The organism is Cycloclasticus sp. P1 (assembly GCF_000299965.1).
Classification (GTDB): Bacteria; Pseudomonadota; Gammaproteobacteria; order Methylococcales; family Cycloclasticaceae; genus Cycloclasticus; species Cycloclasticus pugetii.
This window is the reverse complement of sequence record NC_018697.1, coordinates 1018507-1044699: the sequence shown is the minus strand read 5'-3', so window position 1 is coordinate 1044699 and position 26193 is coordinate 1018507. Positions and strand designations below refer to the sequence as shown.

The 26193-nt window shown below is 40.1% G+C and carries 27 protein-coding genes; 10 read left to right on the top strand and 17 right to left on the bottom strand.

Translation table 11 applies throughout. The features are described from left to right. The first annotated feature begins 211 nt into the window (after positions 1 to 211). Positions 212 to 520 (top strand): hypothetical protein, encoded by a 309-nt coding sequence (locus Q91_RS05010; RefSeq protein ID WP_015005798.1) that lies wholly within the window; start codon positions 212 to 214, stop codon positions 518 to 520. A 267-nt stretch (positions 521 to 787) separates the two neighbouring features. Here Q91_RS05010 and Q91_RS05005 read toward each other — a convergent pair whose 3' ends face one another. Beyond that, on the bottom strand, positions 788 to 1879 hold the full coding sequence (locus Q91_RS05005) for a peptidoglycan-binding protein (protein WP_015005797.1): 1092 nt from the start codon (positions 1877 to 1879) through the stop codon (positions 788 to 790). A 251-nt stretch (positions 1880 to 2130) separates the two neighbouring features. Between Q91_RS05005 and Q91_RS05000 the strand changes: the two genes are divergently transcribed. The 7 genes from Q91_RS05000 (at position 2131) to Q91_RS04970 (ending at position 7593) form a co-directional block, all read left to right on the top strand. Next, positions 2131 to 2817 carry a bifunctional 2-polyprenyl-6-hydroxyphenol methylase/3-demethylubiquinol 3-O-methyltransferase UbiG gene (locus tag Q91_RS05000; protein ID WP_015005796.1) on the top strand — a complete coding sequence of 229 codons (687 nt, stop codon included), beginning with the start codon at positions 2131 to 2133 and terminating at the stop codon, positions 2815 to 2817. A gap of 25 nt (positions 2818 to 2842) precedes the next feature. Next, positions 2843 to 3463 carry a LysE family translocator gene (locus Q91_RS04995; RefSeq protein ID WP_015005795.1) on the top strand — a complete coding sequence of 207 codons (621 nt, stop codon included), beginning with the start codon at positions 2843 to 2845 and terminating at the stop codon, positions 3461 to 3463. A gap of 90 nt (positions 3464 to 3553) precedes the next feature. After that, positions 3554 to 4978, top strand: coding sequence for a cardiolipin synthase (gene cls, locus Q91_RS04990; protein ID WP_020932704.1), 1425 nt, complete (start codon positions 3554 to 3556; stop codon positions 4976 to 4978). A gap of 49 nt (positions 4979 to 5027) precedes the next feature. Then, entirely contained in the window at positions 5028 to 5651 is a 624-nt protein-coding gene (gene nudK / locus Q91_RS04985) for a GDP-mannose pyrophosphatase NudK (protein WP_015005793.1), read from the top strand. A 98-nt stretch (positions 5652 to 5749) separates the two neighbouring features. Continuing rightward, positions 5750 to 6649: a YdiY family protein gene (locus Q91_RS04980; RefSeq protein ID WP_015005792.1), complete on the top strand. Its 900-nt coding sequence runs from the start codon at positions 5750 to 5752 to the stop codon at positions 6647 to 6649. 128 nt (positions 6650 to 6777) lie between these two features. Beyond that, positions 6778 to 7203: a DUF3010 family protein gene (locus tag Q91_RS04975; RefSeq protein ID WP_015005791.1), complete on the top strand. Its 426-nt coding sequence runs from the start codon at positions 6778 to 6780 to the stop codon at positions 7201 to 7203. Between the two features lie 48 nt (positions 7204 to 7251). After that, complete coding sequence (locus Q91_RS04970) at positions 7252 to 7593, top strand: thioredoxin family protein (protein WP_015005790.1); 342 nt, start codon at positions 7252 to 7254, stop codon at positions 7591 to 7593. 186 nt (positions 7594 to 7779) lie between these two features. On the opposite strand, the gene Q91_RS04965 is transcribed toward Q91_RS04970, so the two are convergent. Beyond that, positions 7780 to 8283 carry a DUF411 domain-containing protein gene (locus tag Q91_RS04965; protein ID WP_015005789.1) on the bottom strand — a complete coding sequence of 168 codons (504 nt, stop codon included), beginning with the start codon at positions 8281 to 8283 and terminating at the stop codon, positions 7780 to 7782. A gap of 169 nt (positions 8284 to 8452) precedes the next feature. Between Q91_RS04965 and Q91_RS04960 the strand changes: the two genes are divergently transcribed. Next, on the top strand, positions 8453 to 9172 hold the full coding sequence (locus Q91_RS04960; protein ID WP_015005788.1) for a Crp/Fnr family transcriptional regulator: 720 nt from the start codon (positions 8453 to 8455) through the stop codon (positions 9170 to 9172). 64 nt (positions 9173 to 9236) lie between these two features. Here the strand turns inward: Q91_RS04960 and Q91_RS04955 are convergent, their stop codons facing one another. From Q91_RS04955 to hcp, 3 genes are all read right to left on the bottom strand, one after another. Next, a complete protein-coding gene (locus Q91_RS04955) occupies positions 9237 to 9773 on the bottom strand; it encodes a 3-phenylpropionate/cinnamic acid dioxygenase subunit beta (protein WP_015005787.1) in 537 nt (178 codons plus the stop codon). A 1-nt stretch (position 9774) separates the two neighbouring features. Continuing rightward, the gene (locus Q91_RS04950; RefSeq protein ID WP_015005786.1) at positions 9775 to 11103 is read right to left on the bottom strand and encodes an aromatic ring-hydroxylating dioxygenase subunit alpha; all 1329 of its coding nucleotides are present in this window, start codon (positions 11101 to 11103) and stop codon (positions 9775 to 9777) included. A gap of 285 nt (positions 11104 to 11388) precedes the next feature. After that, positions 11389 to 13059, bottom strand: coding sequence for a hydroxylamine reductase (gene hcp, locus Q91_RS04945; protein WP_015005785.1), 1671 nt, complete (start codon positions 13057 to 13059; stop codon positions 11389 to 11391). Positions 13060 to 13148: 89 nt separating this feature from the next. Between hcp and Q91_RS04940 the strand changes: the two genes are divergently transcribed. Beyond that, on the top strand, positions 13149 to 13817 hold the full coding sequence (locus Q91_RS04940; RefSeq protein ID WP_015005784.1) for a Crp/Fnr family transcriptional regulator: 669 nt from the start codon (positions 13149 to 13151) through the stop codon (positions 13815 to 13817). A 25-nt stretch (positions 13818 to 13842) separates the two neighbouring features. Here Q91_RS04940 and Q91_RS04935 read toward each other — a convergent pair whose 3' ends face one another. From Q91_RS04935 to Q91_RS04885, 12 genes are all read right to left on the bottom strand, one after another. Beyond that, on the bottom strand, positions 13843 to 14739 hold the full coding sequence (locus Q91_RS04935; RefSeq protein ID WP_041230574.1) for an NAD(P)-dependent oxidoreductase: 897 nt from the start codon (positions 14737 to 14739) through the stop codon (positions 13843 to 13845). Between the two features lie 311 nt (positions 14740 to 15050). Continuing rightward, positions 15051 to 16283, bottom strand: a complete 1233-nt coding sequence (locus Q91_RS04930; RefSeq protein ID WP_148271150.1) for a DUF1329 domain-containing protein — start codon at positions 16281 to 16283, stop codon at positions 15051 to 15053. Between the two features lie 34 nt (positions 16284 to 16317). Then, the gene (locus tag Q91_RS04925; protein WP_238538372.1) at positions 16318 to 17622 is read right to left on the bottom strand and encodes a DUF1302 family protein; all 1305 of its coding nucleotides are present in this window, start codon (positions 17620 to 17622) and stop codon (positions 16318 to 16320) included. Next, positions 17595 to 17921 (bottom strand): hypothetical protein, encoded by a 327-nt coding sequence (locus Q91_RS11735; protein ID WP_015005780.1) that lies wholly within the window; start codon positions 17919 to 17921, stop codon positions 17595 to 17597. Before Q91_RS11735 ends, Q91_RS04925 begins: the two co-directional genes overlap by 28 nt. Positions 17922 to 18129: 208 nt before the next feature. Beyond that, positions 18130 to 18636 carry an aromatic-ring-hydroxylating dioxygenase subunit beta gene (locus Q91_RS04920; RefSeq protein ID WP_015005779.1) on the bottom strand — a complete coding sequence of 169 codons (507 nt, stop codon included), beginning with the start codon at positions 18634 to 18636 and terminating at the stop codon, positions 18130 to 18132. Next, entirely contained in the window at positions 18633 to 19955 is a 1323-nt protein-coding gene (locus Q91_RS04915) for an aromatic ring-hydroxylating dioxygenase subunit alpha (protein WP_015005778.1), read from the bottom strand. The genes Q91_RS04920 and Q91_RS04915 overlap by 4 nt, the downstream gene beginning before the upstream one ends. A 12-nt stretch (positions 19956 to 19967) precedes the next feature. Next, a complete protein-coding gene (locus Q91_RS04910) occupies positions 19968 to 21140 on the bottom strand; it encodes a Rieske 2Fe-2S domain-containing protein (protein ID WP_015005777.1) in 1173 nt (390 codons plus the stop codon). A gap of 47 nt (positions 21141 to 21187) precedes the next feature. Further along, the gene (locus Q91_RS04905) at positions 21188 to 21673 is read right to left on the bottom strand and encodes an aromatic-ring-hydroxylating dioxygenase subunit beta (protein WP_015005776.1); all 486 of its coding nucleotides are present in this window, start codon (positions 21671 to 21673) and stop codon (positions 21188 to 21190) included. Positions 21674 to 21689: 16 nt separating this feature from the next. Further along, entirely contained in the window at positions 21690 to 22514 is an 825-nt protein-coding gene (locus Q91_RS04900) for an alpha/beta fold hydrolase (RefSeq protein ID WP_015005775.1), read from the bottom strand. 34 nt (positions 22515 to 22548) lie between these two features. Further along, entirely contained in the window at positions 22549 to 23796 is a 1248-nt protein-coding gene (locus tag Q91_RS04895; protein WP_232228588.1) for a Rieske 2Fe-2S domain-containing protein, read from the bottom strand. A gap of 97 nt (positions 23797 to 23893) precedes the next feature. Continuing rightward, positions 23894 to 24808, bottom strand: a complete 915-nt coding sequence (locus Q91_RS04890) for a VOC family protein (RefSeq protein WP_015005773.1) — start codon at positions 24806 to 24808, stop codon at positions 23894 to 23896. Positions 24809 to 25450: 642 nt separating this feature from the next. Next, the gene (locus tag Q91_RS04885; protein WP_015005772.1) at positions 25451 to 26047 is read right to left on the bottom strand and encodes a TetR/AcrR family transcriptional regulator; all 597 of its coding nucleotides are present in this window, start codon (positions 26045 to 26047) and stop codon (positions 25451 to 25453) included. Positions 26048 to 26193 lie beyond the last annotated feature (146 nt).

Here is a 26193-nt window from a genome sequence, read left to right as displayed (position 1 = left end):
CTTCTTATTTTGATTAGTTTATTTTAAACATTGATCCCTTTGAGTAAACACCCTAAACTCTGAGTTAAGGGTATTTGGTGCACATGGTAATACCCATATTTATGTCTTTAATATCAAAATACATGGAAGTACTATCCGCATAGAGCAAGTAATACGCGGATAATTGGTTTTGCTTATTAACACTGTTAGGTGAATCAAAAAGGAGAAAAGAATGGAACTCGAAGTAACTTGGAAACGAGCAGCAAAAGTATGGTGGGCGTATCTCTGGAGAAATATCATTGCAATCATAGTTGCAATGATAATTGGGGGTGTCATCGGCTTTATTATTGGATTCATACTAGCAATTGTGGGAGTTTCTAGTCAAACCATACAATTTATTACAACACTAATCGGCATGATAATAGGACTACTAATTTCTATCGTACCAGTCAAGATGATTTTGGCTAAAGATTATGGGGAGTTTAGGTTGGTGCTCTTACAAACCAACCCAGCAGAGCAATCACTTAACAAGGCAAATTAACTCGGGCTGCCAAAAGCTGCGCCGCTTCGCTCTGCATCTTTTGGCATCTGCTTATTGGCTTCGTTAGCTTTTCAGGAGAGTTATGAGTAACTTTAAATGTACTGTGGAAATATTAAGCTCTTTGTATCACTTATAGCTATAACTACAGTATTAATAAGGGAGATATAAACGGTTTACAGACAAACCCCATATAGCCTGATCCATTGATTTTAGAAAGGTATAAAAAAACCCGCCGTAGCGGGTTTTTTTATCGTTAATATTACATTGTTATTTTACAGATACACCTAACGCCTTTACTGTTTCAACATTCAGATACTTATCGACGGGTAGTTTATTAGCTGATTGAAATGCATTAACTGCAGCGATTGTTTCTGCACCAATCACGCCATCAATTCTGCCAGGGTTGAAGCCTTTTGCTTTTAACGCAGATTGAATTTTTGAAATACGACCTTGAGTCATGTTGGTTTCACATAAGATAGAGCGCCATTGCATAAAGCCATCGATAACTAACTCTTGGTGAGTAACTGTTTTATATGTCGCAGGAATGGCGATTCGTTTTTCAGTTGCTGGTGAAGCTAGTTTACGTACTTTAATCGTTTTAAACTGTGCAGGAATGGTAACTTCACGAGTTGTTGCAGGTGTTTTAACAACTTGTCTAGTTACTGTTTTAAACGTAGCAGGCGTTTTTGTTAAACATACCTTTTGTCCTGTTCGTGAAGAAGTAGGATGCTTTTTATTATGAATCTCATGCCAAGTGAACGTTGCAGCAGTCACTTGATTTGTTTTTGTTAGCGTATCGTATTTTGCAGGTATTGCTGTACGTAATTCTGATGCTGGTTTAACCACTTCTTGGACCGAGGCAGTTTTATACTGAGCAGGAATCTCAACCGTTTTAGTGGTGGCTGGTGTTGCAAGTACACTCTTGCTGACTGTTTTATATTCTGCAGGTACTTCAACTAAGCACATAATCTCACCGGTGGCAGAATCAATACGCTGGATTGGGCCAGTGCCTTTCTTCCAGATGATGTGTGCAGGCTTAACAAGTACTTTTTCTGATACAGTTTTAAAGATAGCAGGTACTTGAATGATTTTGCTTGACGCTTCACTAACAAGAACGGTTTTTTCAACGGTACGGTAGGTTGTTGGAATTGTTTTAACTGTTTCAGATGCCTCTGCTGTTAAAACTTGCTCTGTCAAATTTTCAAACTTAGCTGGTAGTGTATGTTCATGGAAGCACATACCAGGCGTTGCAGAGTCAAGATCAGCACCGTATTTTTTTGCTAATGCTAAAAGCTCGCTACTAGCTGGTGTTGAATTGTTGCTGTGGTCTAATCTCCAAACAAGCTGTTCGTCACTCATTTTTATTTTATCAGACTCTGTACCGTATACGGCCGGTACAGCAACAAGTTTGCTTGAAGCTGGGCTGACCTCAACGGTCTCTGTGGCCCACTCATATTAATATGCGGGAATCAACGTATAGCAAATTCTTCAATTATTCCCCCGTTCAAACCACCCTGCTTCTAATACCTATTGACAGTGTTATGTAACACAGCACAATGTTAGCTCTCCTATGAGAATATAAATGATGTGAAACGCTACCCCTTTTCAATATGGATGATAACTTTTCTGACAAACATATCATTAATTCGTGGTTACAAAATGCAAAACCATGGGTTGTTGCTATTCGTGATAATGAAATAGCAAGCAGAACGCTGCTTACAAATAAGGCAATCACCGACACTATTTTACAAAAAAAGCCTAAAACTGTATTAGATATTGGCTGTGGCGAGGGTTGGTTAGCTAGAAGGCTAAGTGATTCGGGTATTACCACCCTTGGAATAGATGTTGTGCCCGGCCTTGTTGATGAGGCTAACAGACTGGGCGGCGGTATCTTTAAGCTAATACCTTATGAGCAGTTAAGCCAACGTGTTATTAAAGAAAAATTTGATGTGGCTGTTTGTAACTTTTCATTATTAGGTAATGAATCTGTTAATCATGTTTTTAACTGCATACCACATGTTCTAAATGAGCAAGGTTATTTTATTATTCAAACTATCCACCCTATTAACGGCTGCGGACATGTTAAATACCAGGATGGGTGGCGAAAAGGCACTTGGGCTGGCTTTAATCAGCAGTTTACAAACCCACCACCTTGGTACTTTAGAACATTAGAAACATGGAAAGCCCTGTTTAAGCTTAATAAGCTTGAGCTTATTGAAATACTTGAGCCTGTAAACTCACATATAAAAGAAGCCGTTTCTATCATCTTTATTAGTCAGTTGGCGGCTAATAAATAACCAGCACAATCAATAGGCAAAAAGAATGAGCATTATTGAGATTATTACTCTATTCGGCATGATGGTTGCGCTGGCAGCTTTACCCAGTGCAAGTGTTGCTTTAGTTGTTACGCGCTCAGCCACATTTGGTGTAGCCAACGGTGTTGCTGTAACTGCCGGCATCATTCTGGGTGATTTGATATTTATTCTACTGGCTATTGTTGGTTTGTCGGTTGTGGCTGACACCTTGGGTAGCTTATTTATGGTTATTAAATACCTCGGAGCCGCTTACCTACTTTGGTTAGGTTATACGCTCATCACGTCCAACGGTGCTAGCTCAATATCAGTTGATAAAAGCGTTAAACAACAAAATTTATTCGCTAGTTTCGCTGCAGGCTTAATATTAACTTTGGGCGATATTAAAGCCATTATTTTTTACGCTAGTTTCTTACCTGTATTCGTTAATCTGTCTACCGTTCAAACCCCAGATATTCTAATTTTAATTTCTATTATGATTATTAGCCTGGCTAGTGTAAAAATTCTATATGCGTTTTCAGCCGCTAAAATAGTTGCTGTTGCATCCGCTAATAAGTTTGATAACGTGGTTAGAAAAACAGCCGGTAGTTTTATGTTAGCCGCTGGGGGCTACCTAATTTTTAAAGATTAGTAAGCATCGGCAAGTTGATTTGTGACTTTAAAAAATCAGCGTAGACTAATCAGTCTCGGCTAATTTTCATCGCCTCTCGTTAAGAAAAATATGATTACTTTTTGGCTAACTCTAAACTGGCTGATCCAACTGCTACTAATTATGTTGTCGGTTTCAACGGCTTTACATGCACTGATGAATAAAAACGATCCTAGGTCATCACTACTTTGGATTATTACCTGCTTTTCTCTTCCATTTGTTGGCCCTATTCTCTACCTTGTTTTAGGAATAAACCGCGCTCACAATAAAGTTTTATCACTAGGCGCAGTTGCTGATACCTCACTTAGCACTACTCCCAAACCTATTACCTCTGTTGATAAAAAAAGCAGACCTTTATCACCTCATCAACGTCTTAGTTTGGCTGTTACCGGACTACCCTTAAGCGAAGGCAACCAAATACAGATTCTTAGTCAGGGTGAGAATGCTTACCCAGCGATGTTAAAAAGTATTCATGAAGCAACTGAGTGGGTTTATTTATCCATGTACATTTTTGAGTCTAACGGTGTTGGTGAACAGTTTATCGATGCACTGGCTGATGCTGTGGAACGTGGTGTTGATGTTCGTGTGTTACTTGATGGTGTAGGTTCTTGGTACAGTCTCGGTCAAACTAGAAAGGCTCTAGTTGCTCGTGGTGTAACGACACTTACCTTTTTACCCATAGGAAAAATGTTACCGCGCTTTACACTTAACCTGCGTAACCACCGCAAAATTTTATTATGTGACGGAAAACATGCGTTTACGGGCGGAATGAATATCCGCCAATGTCATTTAGTACAAACGTGCCAGCCTAACAGGGCAACTAAAGATTTTATGTTTAGCTTGAAAGGCCCTGTTGTACAACAAATCGGTCAAATATTTGAGAATGACTGGTTTTACGCCTGTGGTGAAAAGCTACCAAGCAAGTACTATGACATTAACACATACGGACAATCATCCTGTCGCGCTATCAGTGATGGTCCGGGCATTAATATAAATGTATTAACAAAAGTAATGATTAGCGCTCTTAACAGTGCTCAATCGAGTATTACACTGGTGACACCCTATTTTTTACCGCCTAATGGGCTGATTATTGCTTTACAGTCTGCTGCACTTAGAGGTGTAGATGTTTCAATATTATTGCCGGTCCATAATAACCAACCTTATATACATTGGGCGATGCGAAATAACATGCGCCATTTTCTAGCCTATGGCGTAAAAATTTATTATCAGCCCAGCCCTTTTGTGCATTCAAAACTGTTACTAATAGACGATCATTATTGCCAAATTGGATCGGCTAATATTGACTCTCGTAGTTTGCGATTAAATTTTGAACTTAATGTCGAAATATTTGATGCTGATTTTGCTCAATCAATGGCCAAAATTATAAACAACGATAAACAACAAGCCATTGAAATAACGCCCCAAAAACTCAATAAACGCTCTTTTGTAATAAAAGCTTGGGATGCCTTTTGGTGGCTTTTTACCCCTTATTTATAAACTCACAGCTTACCTACTCGGCAAGAACACCTTGCGACATTGCAATATAATGAGTAACAGCCAAATAAATATCTATACCCCCCCCGATATTATGATTCAGAGTATTAAAAATTTAAGTAAAAAATTACTATCCGATAACTGGTATACATTGAATAAATATACCTTCGATTTCCAAAAAGAAAACGGTCAATGGGAGCAACATCAGCGTGAGGTTTATGACCGAGGCAATGGTGCTACGGTACTGCTCTATAGTGCAGCAAAACAGAGCGTTATTCTTACTAGACAGTTTCGTTTACCCAGTTATTTAAATGGCAATAATGACGGCCTTCTCATTGAAACCTGTGCAGGTTTGTTAGACGGCGACGAACCAGAAATATGTATAAAAAAAGAAATTGAGGAAGAAACTGGATACAGTGTTAAAACGGTTAAGAAAATTTTTCAAGCCTATATGTCCCCAGGCGCAGTGACTGAAATACTGCATTTTTTTATTGCTGAATACACACCGCAAATGAAAATAAGTGAAGGCGGAGGACTCGCGCATGAACAAGAAAACATTGAAGTCTTAGAGCTTAATTTTGAAGCGGCATATCAAATGATCGCAACAGGCGATATCGTTGATGCCAAAACTATTATGCTTCTCCAATACGCAAAACTAAATCAACTTTGTTTATAATAATCGGTTTGCAATAAACACACGTGGCCATAGCGCCCCCTATCAAGCAAAACTATTCTTGTTTAACCTGTTTTTCTACCCTATCTAATTATTATTTTATGAAGCCTTTTATCTTTCTGCTGAGCTTAGCTTTTTTCCAATCCGCAATCGCTACTGAAATTAAATTACTCAATGGCGACACCTTGAACGGTGATGTTATTAAAACAGAAAATGGACAAGTCACCCTTTCTCACCCTATTTTAGGCTTAGTCACTATCCCTTCGTCCAACATTAAACCAGCTGTAGTGAGCGAAGAAAAAATAGTCGATAAAAAAGATAACGGCCTATTAGGTACCGGCTTTTTTAAAGACTGGAAAAGATCCGCTGAACTAGGGATTAATGGCAATGAAGGTAATACACAAGATATGGATATTCATATTGGTGTGAATGGGGATTTTTCAAACACAACAAGACGTTGGTCGGTATCCAGTGTATATAACAATGGTAGCGATGATAATGAAACGACAAAAAGTGATTTTTTTGCTCAATTTACAAGAGATTTTCTCAACCCATCAACACCCCACTTTTCTTTTATAAAGGGTCGGTATGACTGGGATGAGTTCGAAGATTGGGATCACCAAATTGACCTATCGGCCGGTGTAGGTAGCCAATTAATAAAAAAAGACGCTTGGTCACTTATTGGTAGAACAGGCCTAGGTGTGAGTAAAGAGTTTGGTGGTGACAATGATGACTGGACACCAGAAGCACTTTTGGGGCTTGAAAGTTTTTGGGCTATTAGTAAACATCATTCGGTAGAGTTTAAAAACAGCCTATACCCAAATTTGGATAAATTAGGCGAGTTTAGAAATTTAACAGAACTCAATTGGAAAATTGGCCTAGCAGATATTAATAATTTGAATCTAAAAGTAGGGTTTGTTAATGACTATGACTCATTGGCGAACGGTGAGAGTCAAGAAAATGATTTTCAATATCGTCTTTTATTAGCCTTTGATATCTAAACATACCGCCTTACCCATAACGCCAATCAACGTGATATGAATCGCCTGCAACGTATGTATCTAACAAGATCATACAAGCTAAAAATGCTAATCTGTCACACATTATTTCAAACAACTAAAAATTATTTATGAAAATTTGTGGTGTAGAACTCTCTGCTAATGATGCTGTTATTTGTTTCCTTCAATTTGAACAGCAAACGTTTAATTTACCCGATTGTCGAGTCCGTAAAGTAAGTTTGCCAAAGGGGCATTCTACTGATGACTTACGACACTTCCAAAAAACTTTTGCTAAATTGATGGCCGACTATGGCATTAACAAGGTGGCCATTAAAGAGCGTGCTTTAAAAGGCAAATTTGCCGGTGGCCCCATTGGTTTTAAATTAGAAGCAACTATTCAGTTGATTGATACACTTGATGTAATAATGCTATCTCAAAAAGAAATTAAGTTAGCTCTATCTGAAAACCGTTTACCAATAAGCTTTTCTGATACTGGATTAAAAGTGTTTCAAGAAACCGCCTTTACCACCGCTTATGCCGCGCATGTTTTGGCATAAGGTGTAGAATTAAACTTTTCGACTAACTCGTTAAAAAAGGCCATCATTATGCAAGCTAGTCAAATAGGGTTTAACCCTCTATACGCTGAAGATAACCCGATTTTAGAAGACATTAGCCAACTGTCCGGCTATGCCTTTTTAGAATTTGGAGCCCCATGGTGCGAGCATTGCAAAGCGGCACAATCTGCCATTGAGCAAACCTTAAAACCGCTTCAATTTGCGCACGTTAAGGTTTATGACGGTAAAGGTTTGGCTTTAGGCCGCGCCTTTAAAGTTAGACGCTGGCCTACGTTAATTTTATTAAAAGATGGTGTGGAATTAGCTCGCGTGGTTCGCCCAACGTCTACTGCGCAGGTGAATGCATTGCTCTCATCAATGTCTGCTGGCTAAAGTTTTAATTTAAGCTATATATCTGTACTGCGTTAATCATTCAATTAAAACTGATAGCCAACTTCTTTTGCATGATCTGCTCTTTTACCTTACACCTGTGTCCAATTAATGCCCATGTATGGCGCTTGGTGAGCATAAGGCAACAAATAAGCACAGCAGCGCCTAATGGACGTGAATACATTGAAACTAACTATTTGCACGAATACGTGCATAAACTTGTGAGCCACCATCTTTTTTCAGCAATAAAACATCATAATCGTCACGTCGGTCACCCATTTCCATTCCCGGACTTCCAATCGGCATTCCAGGAACAGCAAGACCTAATGCATTAGCAGGTTTGTCAGCTAAAAAACGTTGTATTACCTGCGCTGGAATATGCCCTTCAAAAACATAACCTTCTTTTGATACCGCCGTATGACAAGACTGGTACTGCGGGGCAACTCCCCATTTTGATTTAAGTTCATTTAAATCTAGCGGATGATGCGTTGTCGATATAAAACCATGTTGCTTTGCGTGGCTTACCCAACCATCACAACATTGACAGGTGGGACTTTTAAAAACATCTAATTGAACCAAGGACGATAGCTCTTCATTGGCATTATTTTTTTGTGTTTGCTGCTCGGTTTCTAAGCAAGCTGTTAGCCCCAATAAAAATGCTAACGGCAAAAGTAGCCTTACTATATTAAACATATTTTCATTCCTTGTTCTAACCTGAAGTATTTTTGATGTACGTTATAACCTTATTGTAAACAAATTGTTAATAGATAGAGATTAAAAGATAAGCAAGCTATATTATCAATTGCTAATAGATCAAGAGTGTGATGAAATTCACCGTCAAATTGTAAAATAGTATACTTTTATGCCTGAAGATTGTAAGGATTGCTCATTAGCAAACACCTGTATACCCAGCGCCTTTGCTGAGCATAATATTCATAAACTCGATAAAATTGTATCGCCCACTAAGCAATACCCTCGGCATCGAAATATATACCATCAAGGTAGCAACTTTCAGGCCTTATATATTGTTAAATCGGGTGCGTTAAAAACCTATATTACTAACTCTAAGGGGGATGAAAATATTACGGGTTTTTACATGCCTGGAGATATCGTGGGTCTTGAGAGTATTTCAAAAAGGCGCTACCTAAACACCGCTAAAACACTCACAGACAGTAGACTTTGCAGGGTAAATTATCAGGAGCTGGCCGAATTAAGAAAATATACACCCGCTTTGTCTGACTGGGCTATCAACCTATTTAGTTTGTCGTTGGCTTCTGGCCAAGACTTTTTTAATTGCCTGTCTCAACACACTGCTGTTGCGAGATTAGCGACTTTTCTATTAACCTTATCCAAACGTACCAGCCGATCTGATCAGTACCAATTAGACTTTCAATTACCGATGTCTCGTCAAGATATTGGAAGCTACTTGGGACTTGCCAACGAAACAACCAGCCGTGCCTTTACTAGGCTGGTTGATAAAAACTGTATTCATAAAATGAATAAAGAGATTCACATTGTGGACTTAGAGGCCTTGCAAGAATGTTCTAACCTTACTATTGAGCATTCCAAAGAAAGTTATTAAAAAAACCACCAGCCTATCTTAGCTAGGCTGGTGGTTGGTAAAGTTGAACTAAACGGGCTGCTTGCTAAAAGAAACAGTGAATATTTTTGTCTAGCACAACACGTTGATCTAAGGTAATCACCCTTGATGCTAGTTTCCAGTTACCCTTTTCTTTTCTTAATTTATCCATCCGAATACCGTAATGTGTTGCTTGGTCCCTTTGCATACGACTACGAAATAAAATAAAGGCAGAACGCACATCAATTTCGTCGTCGGCCTCAGACCATTGAGCATCTATATTACTGATAATACGACGATTACGAACCCTAGGGTCCTCAGCCCATACAATGCCTGTCGCCATTCTTGCCACACGCATACTCAACATGCCGTAGTCATCATTATATAAATATGTTGTTTGGGAATTGCCCAATACCTTGTTGTCACGGCGATAGCGCACTTCTTGAGTTGGTAGCTGGTAGCTAATATCTTTACATAGCATATTTCCAAGCCAATCATCAAATCGCTCTTCATCCAAGGCTCTTGCTTCTTGTACTAAAAAACGCTCAACTTCAAAGTGAGTAGATTGATCAACGCTTTGTCCTGCTTGTTGTTTATTGCTCATTTTAGCCCCCTACTTTTTTTTGCTCTAATTGAGCCGTCGTTGACAATTCACTCCAAGGTTTACCTTCCATAAATTCTGCCCATCGACGATACATGCCTCGTTGAGGTGCTTCGTTAACCCATCCTTTACTAACCAAACCGGGTAACTCAGGATCAAGGTATTCATGCCCTTTCCCCATACCAAGATAAAGCGTCCCTTGACGTGTAGAATAGCCACGATTAGTTTGTGTGCATTGCTCCATATTCTCACCATCATCACTTTCAAGAATACCCGCGGTACCAAAGGTCAGCATATTATCGGTATGTATCATTTGTTTAAGCTGATCAGGCATTTCTTTTTCAACTAAGGTCCATGTCAGCACCTCAATACTATGCGGGCCACGTGGTTGCCACATTTTGAAAGTATTTGTGCCGTATAAAAATGAACAATTAGGAAAAATTGCAGCATCCCAGTGCCCACGGTAAAACTTCTCACGGTGCTCACCCATTTTTTCTCTAATCAGTGGCGATCTGTCATCCAACCATTTTTGATAGGCTTCAAAAACAGGGCCGCCATGAAGCGCAGCCGCGCCTTCCCAAATAACACCGAACCCATGACCTTCAGGTACGGTAACTTGCAACCCGGATGTTTCAGCATCATAAACGGCATTACCTTTGGCAATGGCTAATGGGCCACCTGCTATTTCTAACGCGGACGCATGTGCCCAACCGACATGGTAGCCATCCCCAATAAAGTTCTCTGTTGGGTTTTTCCAGTTGCAATCTAGAATAGATTTCATCGGAGGGCCGATTAGCTCACAGCCACCGGGCACGTCCATAAATGAATCCATATACCAAGCCATTCCACCTAAGTAATCTTTTAGTGATGGCGCTTCATCATCAAATGTACCAAAGACAAAGCCTTTATAACTTTCTACCCTTATTTTCTTAAGGTGTAAGGCACTCTTATCAATTTCATTATGATAGGCCTGTTTTTCTAAAGGTACATCAACAAGGTTACCATCCATACCAAACACCCAGCCATGGTATGGGCAGGTAAATGATTTAGCATTACCACCATCTGAAAAACAAACGGCATTACCACGATGTGTACATGAGTTTACAAATGCTTTAATACTGCCGTCTTTCTGGCGTGCAACAACAACAGAGTCCTCACCCATCATTGTCGACTGATAATCACCCTCATCGGGAATGATTGATTCATGTGTTAAAAACAACCAACATCGAGCAAAAATTTCTTCCATCTCTTTTTGGTAAATGTCCTCATCCCAAAATATCGCACGATCTTGAATCGCACCGTCTTGTTGGATTAATTTATTAACTGGCTTCATCTTATCTCCTGTGAAATGATCTAACTTTTATTATCATGTCGAAAAACGTGACTCTATCTGCTACGCCTATTAATTAAACTGACCCTAATCAATTTTTTATTTTGGCTTTCTCGCCAAGCCTTGTTTTAGAGCACTATTTTCTTATTAAATGATCTAGATCAGATTCACCGCTGGTGATTTTTTCTTATACAAGCCATCTCGATTCATCAGTGACATCAATGGTTATTAATATAAAAAAGAGCGCTCTAGGCGCTCTTTTTTAATCAGAATGTTATTAGTTAAATATTAAGCGGCTTGTTGAGCCAATGCTTTTGCTAAATCTTCTGAGGCCACACCATTCGGTTTAATATCAAACGTTTCTACAAGAATATTAAGAAGATTGGGGGTGATAAAACCGGGCAATGTTGGCCCTAGGTGAATGCCTTTTATACCCAATGATAACAAGCTCAGTAAAACCGCAACCGCTTTTTGTTCAAACCATGAAACCATATAAGATAGTGGTAAATCATTAACGCCACAGTCAAACTCTTTAGCCAATGCCAAGGCAATTTGAATAGCCGAGTATGTGTCATTACATTGGCCAACATCTAATAAACGAGGGATACCACCGATATCGCCTAAGTCCTGATCATTGAAACGGTATTTACCACAGCCTAATGTTAAAACAACGGTATCATCGGGTGTTTGCTCAACCAGCTCTGTGTAGTAATTACGACCGGGTGCCGCACCGTCACAACCACCGACTACAAAGAAATGACTAATATCGCCGCTTTTAACCGCTTCAACTACTTTGTCTGCAACACTCAATACGGTATGACGACCAAAGCCAACCATCACTGATTTTTCTTCTTCATCTTCGGTAAAACCTTCGGCTGCTTTAGCCGCTTCAATCGCCAACGTAAAATCACCATGTTCTAGATGAGGCACCCCAGGCCAACCGACCGGTCCAGCAGTAAAAATCCTATCTTTATAAGAATCTTGTGGCTCAATTAAACAGTTTGATGTCATGATGATGGCACCTGGAAAGGCCGCAAATTCCACATGTTGGTTCTGCCAAGCCGTGCCATAATTACCAATTAAGTGAGGATATGCTTTTAGCTTTGGGTAGGCATGAGCAGGCAACATTTCTCCATGAGTGTAAATATTAATACCTGTATCTTTGGTTTGTTCAAGCAAGTCATAAAGGTCTTGCATATCATGCCCACTGACTAAAATGGCTTTCCCTTTAACCGCCGTTGTTCTTGCTGCACCCGCTTCTTGAGCACCAAATTGACCGGTATTAGCCGCATCCAGTAATTCCATTACTTTTAGGTTAATAGCGCCTACTTCTAAACAACCACCAAGTAGAAGCTCTGCATCAGTTGGTTCGCTAGCTAATAAATCTAATGCTTTTTCAATGCGCTCAAAAACTTCTTCATTTTGGTAACCTAAAACATGCGCATGGTAACAATATGCCGCTACACCTTTAAGGCCATAAAGCATCATGGCACGTAAGCCAACTATATCTTCACCAACCGTGTCTAAGTCTTTATCAATCGCTGCTTGTTCAAGCTGCAACAACAAGCCTGCTTTAACCGTCGCTGGCTTCCACACTGCTGGCCCTTCTGGCGTTTCAATGGGTACATTTTGTTCTACGGCGGCATGTTCATACGCTGCCCTAAGACGATCTCGTATTTGTTTAGCTTCAGCAATGAGCTCAACAAAGCGATCTGCATTAAAATTAACATTGGTTAAGGTCGTAAATAAGCCATATAGAATAAAAACATCTGCTTCATTGTCTGTGTGGCCTAACTCACGAGCCAACTTTGCATATTGCGCAATGCCTTTAACGCTGTAGGTCATTAAATCCTGTAAATCAGCGGTGGTAGCATCTTTACCGCAAACCCCTTGTGCTGTTTGGCAGCCAATACCATTTTTCTTTGAATGTGCTGTTTGTTCGCATTGATAACAAAACATGTTAGTCTCCTTTGTCTTTTACATGTGTGGCGAATTCTAGGCAGCGCTCCTTCCGTTGTAATTGACCTACATCAAGAAACCAAAAAAACATGACTTCACTACGCCAACATTTATTATTTGCCAGCTTTAATGAGCAACAATTTAGTCAAATTGAAACGGCAACTAGCGTACTTTCACTCAACGATGGGAACCATTTATTTCACCAGCAAGACCCAGCCAAGTACTTTTATTATTTACAGGCCGGCGAGATTAAACTGTATCGCCTATCTGCTAATGGTGAAGAAAAAGTCATCGAACTAATTCGGCCAGGACAAACATTTGCTGAAGCGGTAATGTTTATGAACTTTCAACATTATCCAGTGCATGCGCAAGCGATTAGTGACTGCCAACTGATACAAATTAAAATGGGTACGTTTCTTAAACTACTTGACCAGTCACCCGCCACTTGTTTGAAAATACTGGCTAAAATGAGTCAACGCTTACATGGAAGCATTCAGGAGATTGATCAATTAACCCTACAAAATGCTACCATGCGTGTTGTTCAATTTATGCTCCAAGGCATCACTAACGATGCCCTATCACCTTATAAAATACAATGGACAGCACCAAAGGCAACCCTAGCCTCACGCCTATCCGTACGGCCTGAAACCTTTTCTAGAATTTTAAAAAAATTAACACGCGATGGTTTGATTGAGGTACAAGGCAAAACGATTACTATTCTAAATTTAGAGGCTTTACGTCAGCATATAAACATTTAACCTGCTTATATAAAAGAGTCTTTTCTTAGCGGCTTTTCATCGTTGCATAAAACTCATCTCTTGCCATATCAACCAAAGCAAACAAGTCAGCATCTTGCCAACCCTCTTGCATTGCCTTATCCATATAACCCAACAGTTCTTCAGCAAGCGGTAGTTTTAAACTGACATCCTCGGCACTTTTCTTAACTGCTTGTAGGTCTTTATGGCCTAGTTTTAAGGTTCCACGCCCTTGGTCAAAACGCTCGTTTTCAGCCATCGGCAGCATAAAGTCAATAACATGTCTCGGCGCAACGCAATCTGCCAATACATCAAGAACCATTTTCGCCTTAAGCCCGTGCGCTTCGGCCAAAGCAATGGCTTCCGATATACCTGTTATGGTAGAAACAAAGGTTAACTGGTGACACAATTTTAGTAATTGCCCATTACCCGACCCACCTAAATAGTGAATTTTATTAGCAAATGAGGAAAGGATCGGCCGCACTCGCTGATAGCTTTGCTCTTCACCACCAACCATCATGGCCAATGTACCAGCATCAGCCCAAGGCGTTGAACCACTAACAGGGGCATCTAAAAAAACTTTACCTTTAGCACTGGCCAGTTTTGCTAACTGCCGACACTGCCCGCTGGGCGTTGTGCCTAAATCAACAATAATGCCTCCCTCATCCATGCCATCTAACAAACCACCTTCTTCACAGATCAACTTTTCCATGATATCGGCATGAGACACACTGACAAACACGAGGTTTTTATCGCTGCCTAACGGCACACCTTGTTCAAGTGCTGTTGCTCCTTTCTCCACCATCGCGTTAACAGCTTGAGCGGATAGGTCATGTACCGTAACGCTATGGCCAGCTTGTATAATTCTAGAAACAATAGCTTGCCCCATTGCACCAAGCCCGACAAAAGCAATTTTAAATGTCAATTCGTTAACCTCTTCACAGTCTTTAATAACGGAAAAGAAGTCTAACATAACAAATAAATGAAGCTACTTAGCATAATTCTTAGCGCCTTAATAAACGATAAAATCACCATCAATCCCCAACTTAGAGCCGGTCATATAACTAGATTAAGCTGACATATCAATGAATTTGGATGAACAGAATTTATTCAAATAATCTAGCTCACTTTGGCGCAATGTTTTGCTTTTACATACTCAAGTCTTAGGCTGATAAGGTCTTGTCACAAAATCATAATAGCCCTCCCTCTGGTATATACCAGAGGGAGGGCTATGTTTTATCGTGCTAAGTTTTTCATTTCTGACTTATCTAACATTGTCGGTGACGGATAATGGTTAACGACCATATCAATGTTGGCAAATACCGTTGCGCCACCTGTCTGGAAGTTTACAGCTAGCATCCATGATGGTATAGGGTGATTACCGTTACCCTCATAAAAAGCAAAATCTTGTTGCATACCTTTATAGAGCTTGCCGGAGTTATCATAAAAACCAGCATCACTTAATCGATACACCTCAGCATCAAACACCATGATTTTCTTGCCATAAACCATATCGTATCGAGGGGTAGCCTCAATAACATAGGCTTCACGCAATTCCATTTGACGTTGAGGTTGTGGGAAATACTTATTATGTAGCGTAATAGGTTTTGGGTAGCGAACCGTCGGCGTTATGCTCATAACGTTAACAAGCATTTTTCCTTTTTTAATAATTTTAAACTTCCACAGGCCTAGTGGATCTGAAAAACCACCCAAATCAGCTTGAGTTAAATCAGAACCGGCCAGTGCGTCCGCTCTGTTGGCGGTAGCTACTTGGCGAACCCGCCTAAACGATGGTAAGTAAACATAAGATTCTGGTAACTTACTTTGGTCTCGGTATTGAATATCTAAGGAAACAATGCCTTTTACATCATAGGGGTCAATAAATTTTAACATCCTTCTTAACTGCTCATCTTCATGCCCCGGAACAGTATGACCGGGATTGCCCGATGACCGTCCTGTCATCAGCATAGAGGTCATCCCCATGGTCGCTTCTTTATATATATTGCCATCCTTATCAACGTATGATAGACGACTAATCGGGTTATTAGGCCCATTGCCATGACCAAAGTCATCACCCTCTAAGGCTAAACTCTCAAATTGATAATTAACCATCACCTCGATACCTTTTTCAGCAACCGGGAAGGGTAATCCACCGATCCATGGCGAGCCATCTTCAAGCCCCAATGTCCCGTATTCGTCGAGTATTCGCGCTTTACCTTTGTTTGCCTCAGTGATTTGCAAAAACTCCGGGTTACTTAATGAGCCTTTTTCAGAAGTCGGTGTGACTTTGAGTACCTGACCTTGTTTAACAAGTGCAATCGCTGATTCAATTAAGTATTCGCTGTATTGGTCTACATTGCTGGCATCAATCACATCGCCGACTTGCGGAACCTTGGCAAATGCCATTGTTGATGCACTGCTGATAATGAGTGCGCTCAAAGCATGTTTCATTATTTCATTTATATTCATTTTCATGACCTCTTAAAATTTTATGAATGATTGATTAGAACTGGTATGACACGGCTATATTCATTTCGTCAGCGTGGTCATACACGGCGATACTGCGTTCTTCTTCTCCGCCAAAGGCGTTGTAGTAAGCCCATACACGCCAGTTATTACCCGGCTGCCATCTGACTTGGGGCTGTAACCAATAACCGCCGTCTATGTCATACAAGCCAAAGAATTCAACGAAAAACTGGTCATTGTCGAAGGGCTGACTTAAGTTCAGTGTGAGTTGTGTTTCATCTTTTCTTGCCGCTAACCCGTTAAGATCTGTATCAAGGGATATTTTTTCACGTTCGATATAGATCACCTGAGCGGAGATGTTCATCGTTCTAGTTTTTGAGAAAATAAAGGAAGGTCGATCTATGCCTAACATTACTTTCATTTCATCTCGATGAGCGACCCCGAGTGCATCTTGCGGGTTCAGCGGGACCGGCCCAGCAAACTGTAGGTTTGAGGCAGATTTTGCAAACGGCTTATCAAAGGTGTAGGACATTTCGCCTCTAAACACCGCGGCAAGACTGTCGGCATACCAGTTAAATGAAGCCCCTGCAATATCTAAGCGCTCATGGGTGTTTTGTAGCACGGGCAGTACGGCTACTGGCGCACCTGGTGCTGTTGGCGGTGTTGGTGTGAACACAGGGAGTGTGTTGGTCGCTGAAATCACCCCATCTTGATCAATTAAGCTTAAGTAATTTAAGGTGTAATTAAACCCACCTAGTGAGCCTAATAAGCGTATTCCCCATTGGTCTTCGCCGCGCCAATCATTGGTGTCGTCATCCACGATGAAGGTGGTGCCGGGTGCTAAGGTGGGTCCAAATGGGCTGCCTACGACTAAAAACCCATCAGCCGGATCGCCAACACCATCACGGGGTAAGGGGTTTACGTTCCAAGGTGAACCGATATCCGCTTGTACTGTGGGAACAAAGTCGCCGGGGTTATAGAAGAAGTCGACGCTCATATCATTGATGGGTAGTTGGTAGGTAAACCGTGCCATCCATAATGGAATACGACGGTGATCAAAGAGCTCACCGCCGCCTTCAAACGGGTGCCAGGCATTGTCCAGTGGGTTAACAATATCTAACAGTCTTACCCCATCAGATTCTCCCCAGACGATGTTTTGACGACCTAACCGTGTCCATAATTTGCCTTTTTTAATGTCGACAAAGAGTTCCCAGATATCGGCTGATGCGGTGTCGTTGCTTGCATTCATCATCGTGCCGCGATCTTTAAGGTTATTGGAGGCAGAGAAGGCATCGTAGCTATCGACGCCGCCGCTTAAATCTTCAGTGAGGTCATACGCCAGTTTGACCCGTGAAATAAACGAACGCTATCAAACAAGCCGTTTCTTAAACTTGATGGACGGTAATCAAAGTCTGCAATCCCCCAGACGCGGTTTAAGTTAAAGTCGGGATTATCTTGTTGGCCTAATGCTGTGTTGGCCGCATTTTTATCACTGGTGGTGGAGATAGCGGTTTGTGCTCGAACGAATCCTGATACACGTAAATCTCCGTTTAGATAGTCAATTGCCTGTGCCGATGGACTGACAACCAACGTTGTCAGGCCGATTGCTATCAGCTTTTTTATAGTCTGAGTTGTGCGCATTTTATGCTCCTATTTCCCATTTAAAGTATTTAAAACTAATTAAATCCTTATCCCCATAACTGCATATCCATTAACTGTCATTCACTAATTTCTAGCTTTTTATGGATAAAAGATATCTGTACAAAATCACTCGTTAATTTAATAAATATTTCTTTCACCTTTTTGTTACCAAAACCTACTTCAATGCTTAAACACCTCTGTTGAACATCTATATATGGTATAAATCCAAGGTTGTTTGGACCTGATCATTCACAAGAACTGTCTGCCGTTGTTCGATCTTCCATAGACCATTGTCTAACGTCAGCATATATCGACTACGCCCAGCTATTTGGGTAAGCTCTCGGAACCTATACGAAGCAACTTGCCAATGGCTTTTTAATACGGCCTTTTCACCACTGAATTCAACAAGCTGTACATTTCCGATGAGGTGATTAGTCCTTGGTAGTGGCACTGAAGCAGGTGATGTACCACTGGTAAAACGCCATTTACGGTCTTCTAGCATGGATTTGTTATCCATATAGATCAGCGATACATCATTCTCAGGATTACATGACAACTCATGTTCACTATCCCAAGCTTGCACCCAATAAACGCAATTATCTGTATACAAGGACAACCAATCTTCCCAACGCTGTTCATCTAAAGCAGCCGCTTCTTCATATAAAACCCCGGACAATAAGTTCCACGTATCAAAATCTACAACTTGTGTTTTCATGATTTGTCTTCCTTCGTCATCAGCTCTATCCAACGGTCATATTGCGTCATTGTGCAACCCTCATAGCCGATGATCCCACTATGAGACAGCTCAATACCTAAGTTACTAGCAACTTCATCGGTACCTTCGTGGCGTGAATGTAGGCCAAAAGAAATATAACTAGTGGCTAAATTACGCCCTTCAGAACCTGACTGACATTCTTCAAACTCAGCATTATCATCTGGGGTACCCATTCCGCTACCGGCAAAAAACTCTTCAAATTGGCGAAGGCGGTTTTTTCTATCTTCAACTGGCTCACCGACTGGTGCTATGCAGAAAAAAGTTATTTCTGTACGGTTTACATCTAAGGGTCTAAAGGTGCGAATAAGCGTCGCCATTTGGTCCAGCAAATGTAAATTAGGGTAGATAGATAGATTACGAAACACACCGGTCATCCAATGAGCTCTGTCTTCTCCGTACGCTTTACTTAGTTCAGCCAAATGCTTATAAGCCGGTCTGTCTTCAGGGTTTGGAAAATTAAACCAAATGCCAGTATGGCCATTACCAAAAGCCCACTGCCCACCAACTTGCTCATACATTTTTGATACCTGCATGGTCTGAACTGCAGTGCTTCTTTGTAATTTTCGATCGGCTACTTTTAAAAGCGAGCTGTGTGCGTAATCCGGGTGTAATCCATCACCACCGCCATTTTCAAGCATCAGTGTCCAATTACCCTTATAAACACAACTCGAACTGCCCTTTAACACTTCTAGCCCGTTCGGCGCTTGGTCAACCAACATATCGATATAAGCCTTACCCCCCAATAAATGCTGATCTAAGGTAGGAACATCTGCAGATAGGCTTGCAAAGATAAAGCCACGATAACTTTCTACTTTCTCAACATGTTTTAGGCCGACGTCATTCTTATGGTCAAGCAGCTCGGGATAGCCCTCTTCTTCTCGCTGAATCCATTTTGCTTCACCATCACTAGCAAATGCCCAACCATGATAGGTGCATATAAAGCTTTTCGTATTACCCCGTTCTGTTCTACATAAACGTGCGCCCCGATGTGGGCAAGCATTGATGAAACCATTAATTTGCCCATTCATGTCGCGGTTAATAATGACAGGCTGTCGCCCCATGGTGACTGTAACAAAGTCCCCTTTATTCGGTAGTTGGCTTTCATGCGCGACATATATCCAAGACCCTTCAAAAATACTCTCCAACTCCCGCTCGTAAAGAGCGGGGTCGTTATATACACGTCGGTTAACCTTGTAGATACCGTCGTCGGGGCGCCTATCAAACAGTTCGTCTAAAGCATCATTATTGAGTGTGCTCATTTGATCACCCAGTTATAAATCTTCTAGTGTTTGGACACCGCGATTTGCTTCACTGGCTAACTGTCTCCACGCGACTATATTTCCATCTGGCTCAAATAACTGTTCTTTAATCCAACCCCAGTCATCCTTGTAAAACTCTTCCATCGCTTCACGGGCCCAAATATCATCATCATTAAAGCCACGTAGCCCCCAGTCTTCCCACTTTTCATTAAAATCTTTTTCAAACTCTTGCTCTTCAGCTTCATTAGCCACTTCTTTACCAAGCGTTTGAATATACCAATGTGAGTTTTCATCTCTTGGCACATACCATTCAAATTGAATCAATGAAGGGTCTGGAAAGGGGTCTACTTTAAGGGCGCCTGGCATCCATATTGAGATTTGGTTGGCTATGCGTTTATCACCACCAATAACCGGACGAAGAACTGTTTCACCATCTACTTTACCCTCAACGACGGGAACCGCATGCTGGCCGATATTATCGTAAACACCCTTAGGTCCGTCTTCGTTATTAACTACTTCCCATAAGGTGCCTTTTGCTTCTTCTTCACGATCTGTCGCAAACCCTAATGGAATAACGGTCTCATTGTTTGGTATTAACTTACTGTCTTTATGAATAAAAACATGTGTTGAATCAAAACCATTTTCAGCAGCGATTCTCCAGTTTGACCCAACTTCTCGTTTAATGCCTCTAATCGCACGCCCTTCATCTAAAAACCCAGGTGGTACGTCATTAATCAGAGGGGTAGGTTCAATATCGCCGAGAAAAATAAATACAAGCCCTTTTGCTTCTTGCGCGGTATACGTTTTAAGACGATGCTTACCAATCATATCGCTTTTAGGGTCCGTCATAATGTCGCATAACGAGCCATCGTCCCATCGATACGTCCAAGCATGATACCAACAGGTAATGGTCTCTTTTGTATAACACTCAGGCTTTTTAGAAAAGGCAACACCTCGGTGTAAACACCTATCTTTGATGGCATAAACTTTTCCATCAATTCGGTTGAGTAATAGGTTTTCACCACATAACATCGCCTTAACAGGCTTGCCCTCTTCTATTTCTTTACCGAACATGACGGGGTACCAATGGTTTCTAAACCCCAGCTTGGCCTTAATAAAGTTCGGCCATAACTTGTTCTTTTTCACGACCTCTTCGTTGACTAAAATTCTTTCACTTTGATCCATAACATTTTCCTTTTAAATTAAATTTAAATTACAAGTGATGCTTAGGGTTAAATTGGGATAACCATCAGAGTCGTAATTCGATGAGTGTCATAAATAGCAGAACGCTTTTTAAACTTAAGAACCCCTTCATCACGAACTATTTCATCGACATAACGACCCACGTTGTAAACGCTACTTTCACCGTCGTTACATGTTTTAAAGACCGCATAATTAGACTGCACATGAAAGGTCTCTCCGTCTTCTGTACTGATCATTGGGTTGCTAATAATGTGACGGTACCACTGCACTTGATATACATTTGCATGACGCAAAGCTGTAACACGGTCAGCTAACATTCCACGGCTATCGCACCAGATCACCGCTGTTGGCAAGCCTATTTCATGGTTTTCCCTAGGAATGATTTGGTACAAACAATCTTCCGTGAAAAAGTCTGGCCAATGCTCAAGGTCATCATCATCAATACACTGGACATAGCTATTAAGCAGTTGTTCTACTTCGCTTTTTAATTCTATGGTTAAGGGTATATTAGGCATCTAATTTTCCTTCGAATTAGTGAGATTCAATAAATTGGCTAACCGCTGATGCAAAATCTTCTGGATGCTCAATCATCGCCCAATGACCACAATGAGGGACTATATAACCCCATGAATCATTAATTAATTCTAAAAATTTGTGCGCGTGAGTTAAGGGAACAACCAGATCATTTTTGCCATTTACAACTAATGTTTTCTGGGTGATTTTCGCAATGTATTCATCCTCGTAAAAAAGCCCTCCCTGAGATTTAATCCACTCCATCACATTGCCATAAGCTTCTTTATTACTCGGGTCTATAGAGTTGGCAAAACGGTAATCGATCATCTCATCAGTAATAACAAAATCATCATTGGTTAACGCTTGAACCATTTTCACCATACCTTCTTTAGTGAAGTCATATTTCAAGATCGGCATCAATGCTTCTGAGATTTCTGTATTGAGACCAGCACTTCCCATCAACACCAATTTATCAACAAGCTCTGGGTACTCAATGGCAACACCCATAGCCGTTGCGCCACCCATAGAGTTTCCAACCAATGTTGCTTTTTCAAACCCCATGGCTTTAATAAAGCCAGCTAAATGGTCATAGCGGGTTTTTTGTGAGCAGTCCGCTCCAATGACAGCAGGGCCTTCAGATTTACCAAAGCCAATCATATCGATGGCAATCGCTCTAAACTTCTTACCGAAAAGAGGCAGGCTTGCAAACCAGTTACCGTAGCTATTGGCACCTGCTCCACCACCATGAATTAAAATGACCGGCTCACCTTGCCCTTCTTCTATATAACAAGTTTTAACACCGTTAACATCAATATATTTTGTTTCAAAATCTGCTTCGTTCATCTCTTTATCCTTATATTTAATTATTAATAAACCTTTACTGAGTCACACCCATAATTTGCTGATAACCTTTCCAATAGGCACGTAATATCGACTCGGTTAACAACGTACCTTCATCTCCGTCTTCACCCATTGCCATCAATGAATGATGACTTGGATCACCCTTAATGGCGTTTTGAACCAATTCAGTGGCTTCACCATCTTCCATAGAGATATAACCCGCTGGGCCTACTAAGTTCATCTGCCTAACTCTTTCAGCTCTTAATTCAGGGGTATCATCTTCATAGCCAAAAAAATGGAACACCAACTCAAATTCGTCGACACCTTTAGGAATAATTTGACGTACCGCCAAGGTGTTATGAATTTGCTGTAACACCATTGAAGGGAAAATAGATTGGATATGATTGGTAAAAACTGGGTCTAATTCTGGTGTAACTTCTAAAACAGAGGTATCAGCTAACTTAACACCTGTATCATAGGTTCTTAAATCACCTTTTTCGTACTCAGATTTATCTTCATTTTCAATAACATAGGCGCTAAGAAGGCTATGCATATTTAACGGCCCACCTATTTCAGCACCACCACCCATCGTAGATCGGTAAACACCAAACGTGGCATGAAAAAGATGCAGTAAACTGGCGTGATAAGGGTCTTTAGTGTTCTCTGTATATAGCTTCCAATTAGCATTAACATATTGCCGAGTCACGCCGAGGTATTCGATCGGCTTACATAACACCCTCAACATCATTTTGAGCATTTGAGGGCCTAGGTATTCCTCTAATGTTGGCCCTTGATCAGCAAAACTTGCAAAAATAAGCCCACCCAATCTTTCAACTTTTAACTTTTGTAAAGGTCGGTCACTCGGCTTAAAGTCCTTAGGAAAACCACCTTTTCCACCATGGCCTTTACGAAAAGGAACCCCAACACACTCGCCTGACGCATCAAAGGCCCACTGGTGGTAAACGCAAGTAAAAACGCCATCTTCAGACTTCCCATGTCGTTCTCTACAAACTTCTGCACCTCTATGAGAACAGCGGTTAACCCATACATAGAAGTTATCTTTATCATCACGGGTTGCGACAACAGGCACATCACCTACAAATGTCGACTTATAACTAAATGCTTCTGCTAATTCAGATTCCAGCGCAACGAAACTCCAGGTTTCACCACGAAAAATATTTTCTTGTTCAAGCTTATAAATACTTTCGTCTGTATAAACTTCAAATGGAATTTTTGTTGAGTCACTCCAATCCAAGCTATTAATTACTTTATTTTTTTCATTCACTTTATTCACCCTCATCATTATTTTCCAAAGAACTTAATACAAATTTGTTACCAAACTCACACACTTATGAACAGACGTTCATTTTTTGAAAAAATTTTTAGTTGTCATTTGATCTAGGTTCAACATGACCCCAATCACTTAATTGGGAATACGTCTTAACTTCCCAGTTATCTTCTTCAATGATTATTCCGCCCCAACCAATTTCTAAACCAAAACCATCGGGTGTTTGAACATAGAAAGAAAACATTTGATCATTTGGGTGATGACCAAGCTCCATAAAAAAAGGTGTATCAGCCTTTTTAAAGCGATCAAAAGCGAGACCAACGTCATTCATATTTTCATACTCGATCATAAAATGATGTAGCTTTTTAGGTATTGGGATACTTGCACAGGCGACAGAATGGTGTCTGCCAGTTTTTGTATGTAAAAAAGTAGCTTCTAATACTGGCCCACCAGGAAAAACCTCACCGGTGATATAATCGCTTAATCGAATACACAATACATTCCTATAAAAGTTAAGACTCATCTCAACATTTTCAGCATTAGCAACATAGTGACCAGCACCAAAACGATCAGCTAAAAATTGCCCAACCAAAACATCCGATTTAAAACTGTCATTCATCGGGATAATCGATGCGCCATAATATAGTTCATGATCAACCCCATCCGGGTCTGTGCATATATAGGCTTTCTTAATCCCCCTACTTTCACAAAACTTCTGGTCTGCTTTTACAATCTCAACACCCTTTCCTTTTATATGTAGAACAACTTCATTCAGCGATTGATCATTATCATATTCCCAACCGACTGCTGATAAATCATTTGCTGACCCTTTTTCAATAATGATTCGTTGTTCTTGCTTATCCATACGAAAAGCAAGTTGATCGTCACTACTTTTGTCACTAAGCTGCAGACCAACTAGGTCCTTTAAAAAAGTGTTCCATTCCGCCAATTTATCGGATTTAAAAACAAAATATCCCAAACTGGATGGAGTTAATTGATCTAAATTCATACGTCCTCTGCTGATATAAATTAAATGTTTAACGTTAAAATTTTGAAACTTTTTTCGTTAACCATTCATTAATTAGTCTTAATACTTAACATCTACCTTTTCATTTCTAGCTCAAATGAACACTTGTTCACTAAATCCTACCACCTGTTTTTTTGCGTCGCAACAATTATTTGAACTTTTGTTCATCCCCATATTCTATGGATTAAATGTTTTTTTAAAACAATATGAACAATTGTTCACATAAATATTATCAGCGTGTTTTTATAACTTCAACATCAAAATGAACATTTGTTCATAGATATTTAAAAGTACTTTACAGAAGGAATGTGCACAGGGAAATAATTGAAACCGATCTAACTCATCATTAATCAACAACTTAGGAAATAAATAACCATCCCCTTTTAAGAGTCACATTACATTTAAATGGATCTGATTATTAATGAGATTTTACTGATCAATTTCTTAAAACAATAAAGGTTATTACCACTCGTGGTAGTCAATACACTGAATGCGTTAGTAGGAATTATCAACGCAATAAGTCTGGAATTAGCTTGGGAATTTAAATAATTTAGATATTTAAACGAGTTTGCTTACAGTTGTTAAGAACAATTCACATAAAAATATTGAAGAATAACTAGGCGCTTACGTACTTTTAAGCCCCGCTATTGCCATATTAAATATTTGCTCTGCAATAAAATCTGGACTATTGATGGAATCATCATAACCAGGAAAGTATTTTCTAAATTCCATCGTTTCATAATAATTTAGTGCCATACCAAAAATCAAAACCGTCGTGACATCTGCATGACATGTAGGGTTAGCCTCTATCACTAGCTCTTTTAAATTATTATATTCTTCGGATAATACCTTCTCTGCAAGCTTCTTAATACGCTTAGGATCAGCATCCAGTTGTTCACGTTTAAAAAGCTTCGCCACTTCAACGTTATCATTCATAAAGTGGCAAAAGTTATTTATAAATCGGTACAGTTTACTTTCTAAAGTTTCATCAGGATCAGAGGTTACTCGCCATGCTTTAGCGTGCTCAAGGTAAGCACTATCTAAAACCATGTCATATAACTCTGCCTTTGATTTATAGTGAATATATAAGGAACCGAGACTGGTCGATGATTTAGCAGCTATCTCTCTCATAGTAACTGCCTTAAAGCCATATTTTGAAAATAGCGTTAACGCAACATCAAATATTTTATTTTTCTTATCCAATCCTTTCGATAATTTCATTTCAAAAATTATTAAACTAAAAGAAATAGTATACAAGTAATATAAAAAAAAAGAACTTCAACCTTGATATAGAGCAGTTTATAAGTGCAAGAACCTATAACTTTCCTCAATACAGCAATACTTTTAAGACCGCTGCGATCAGAATA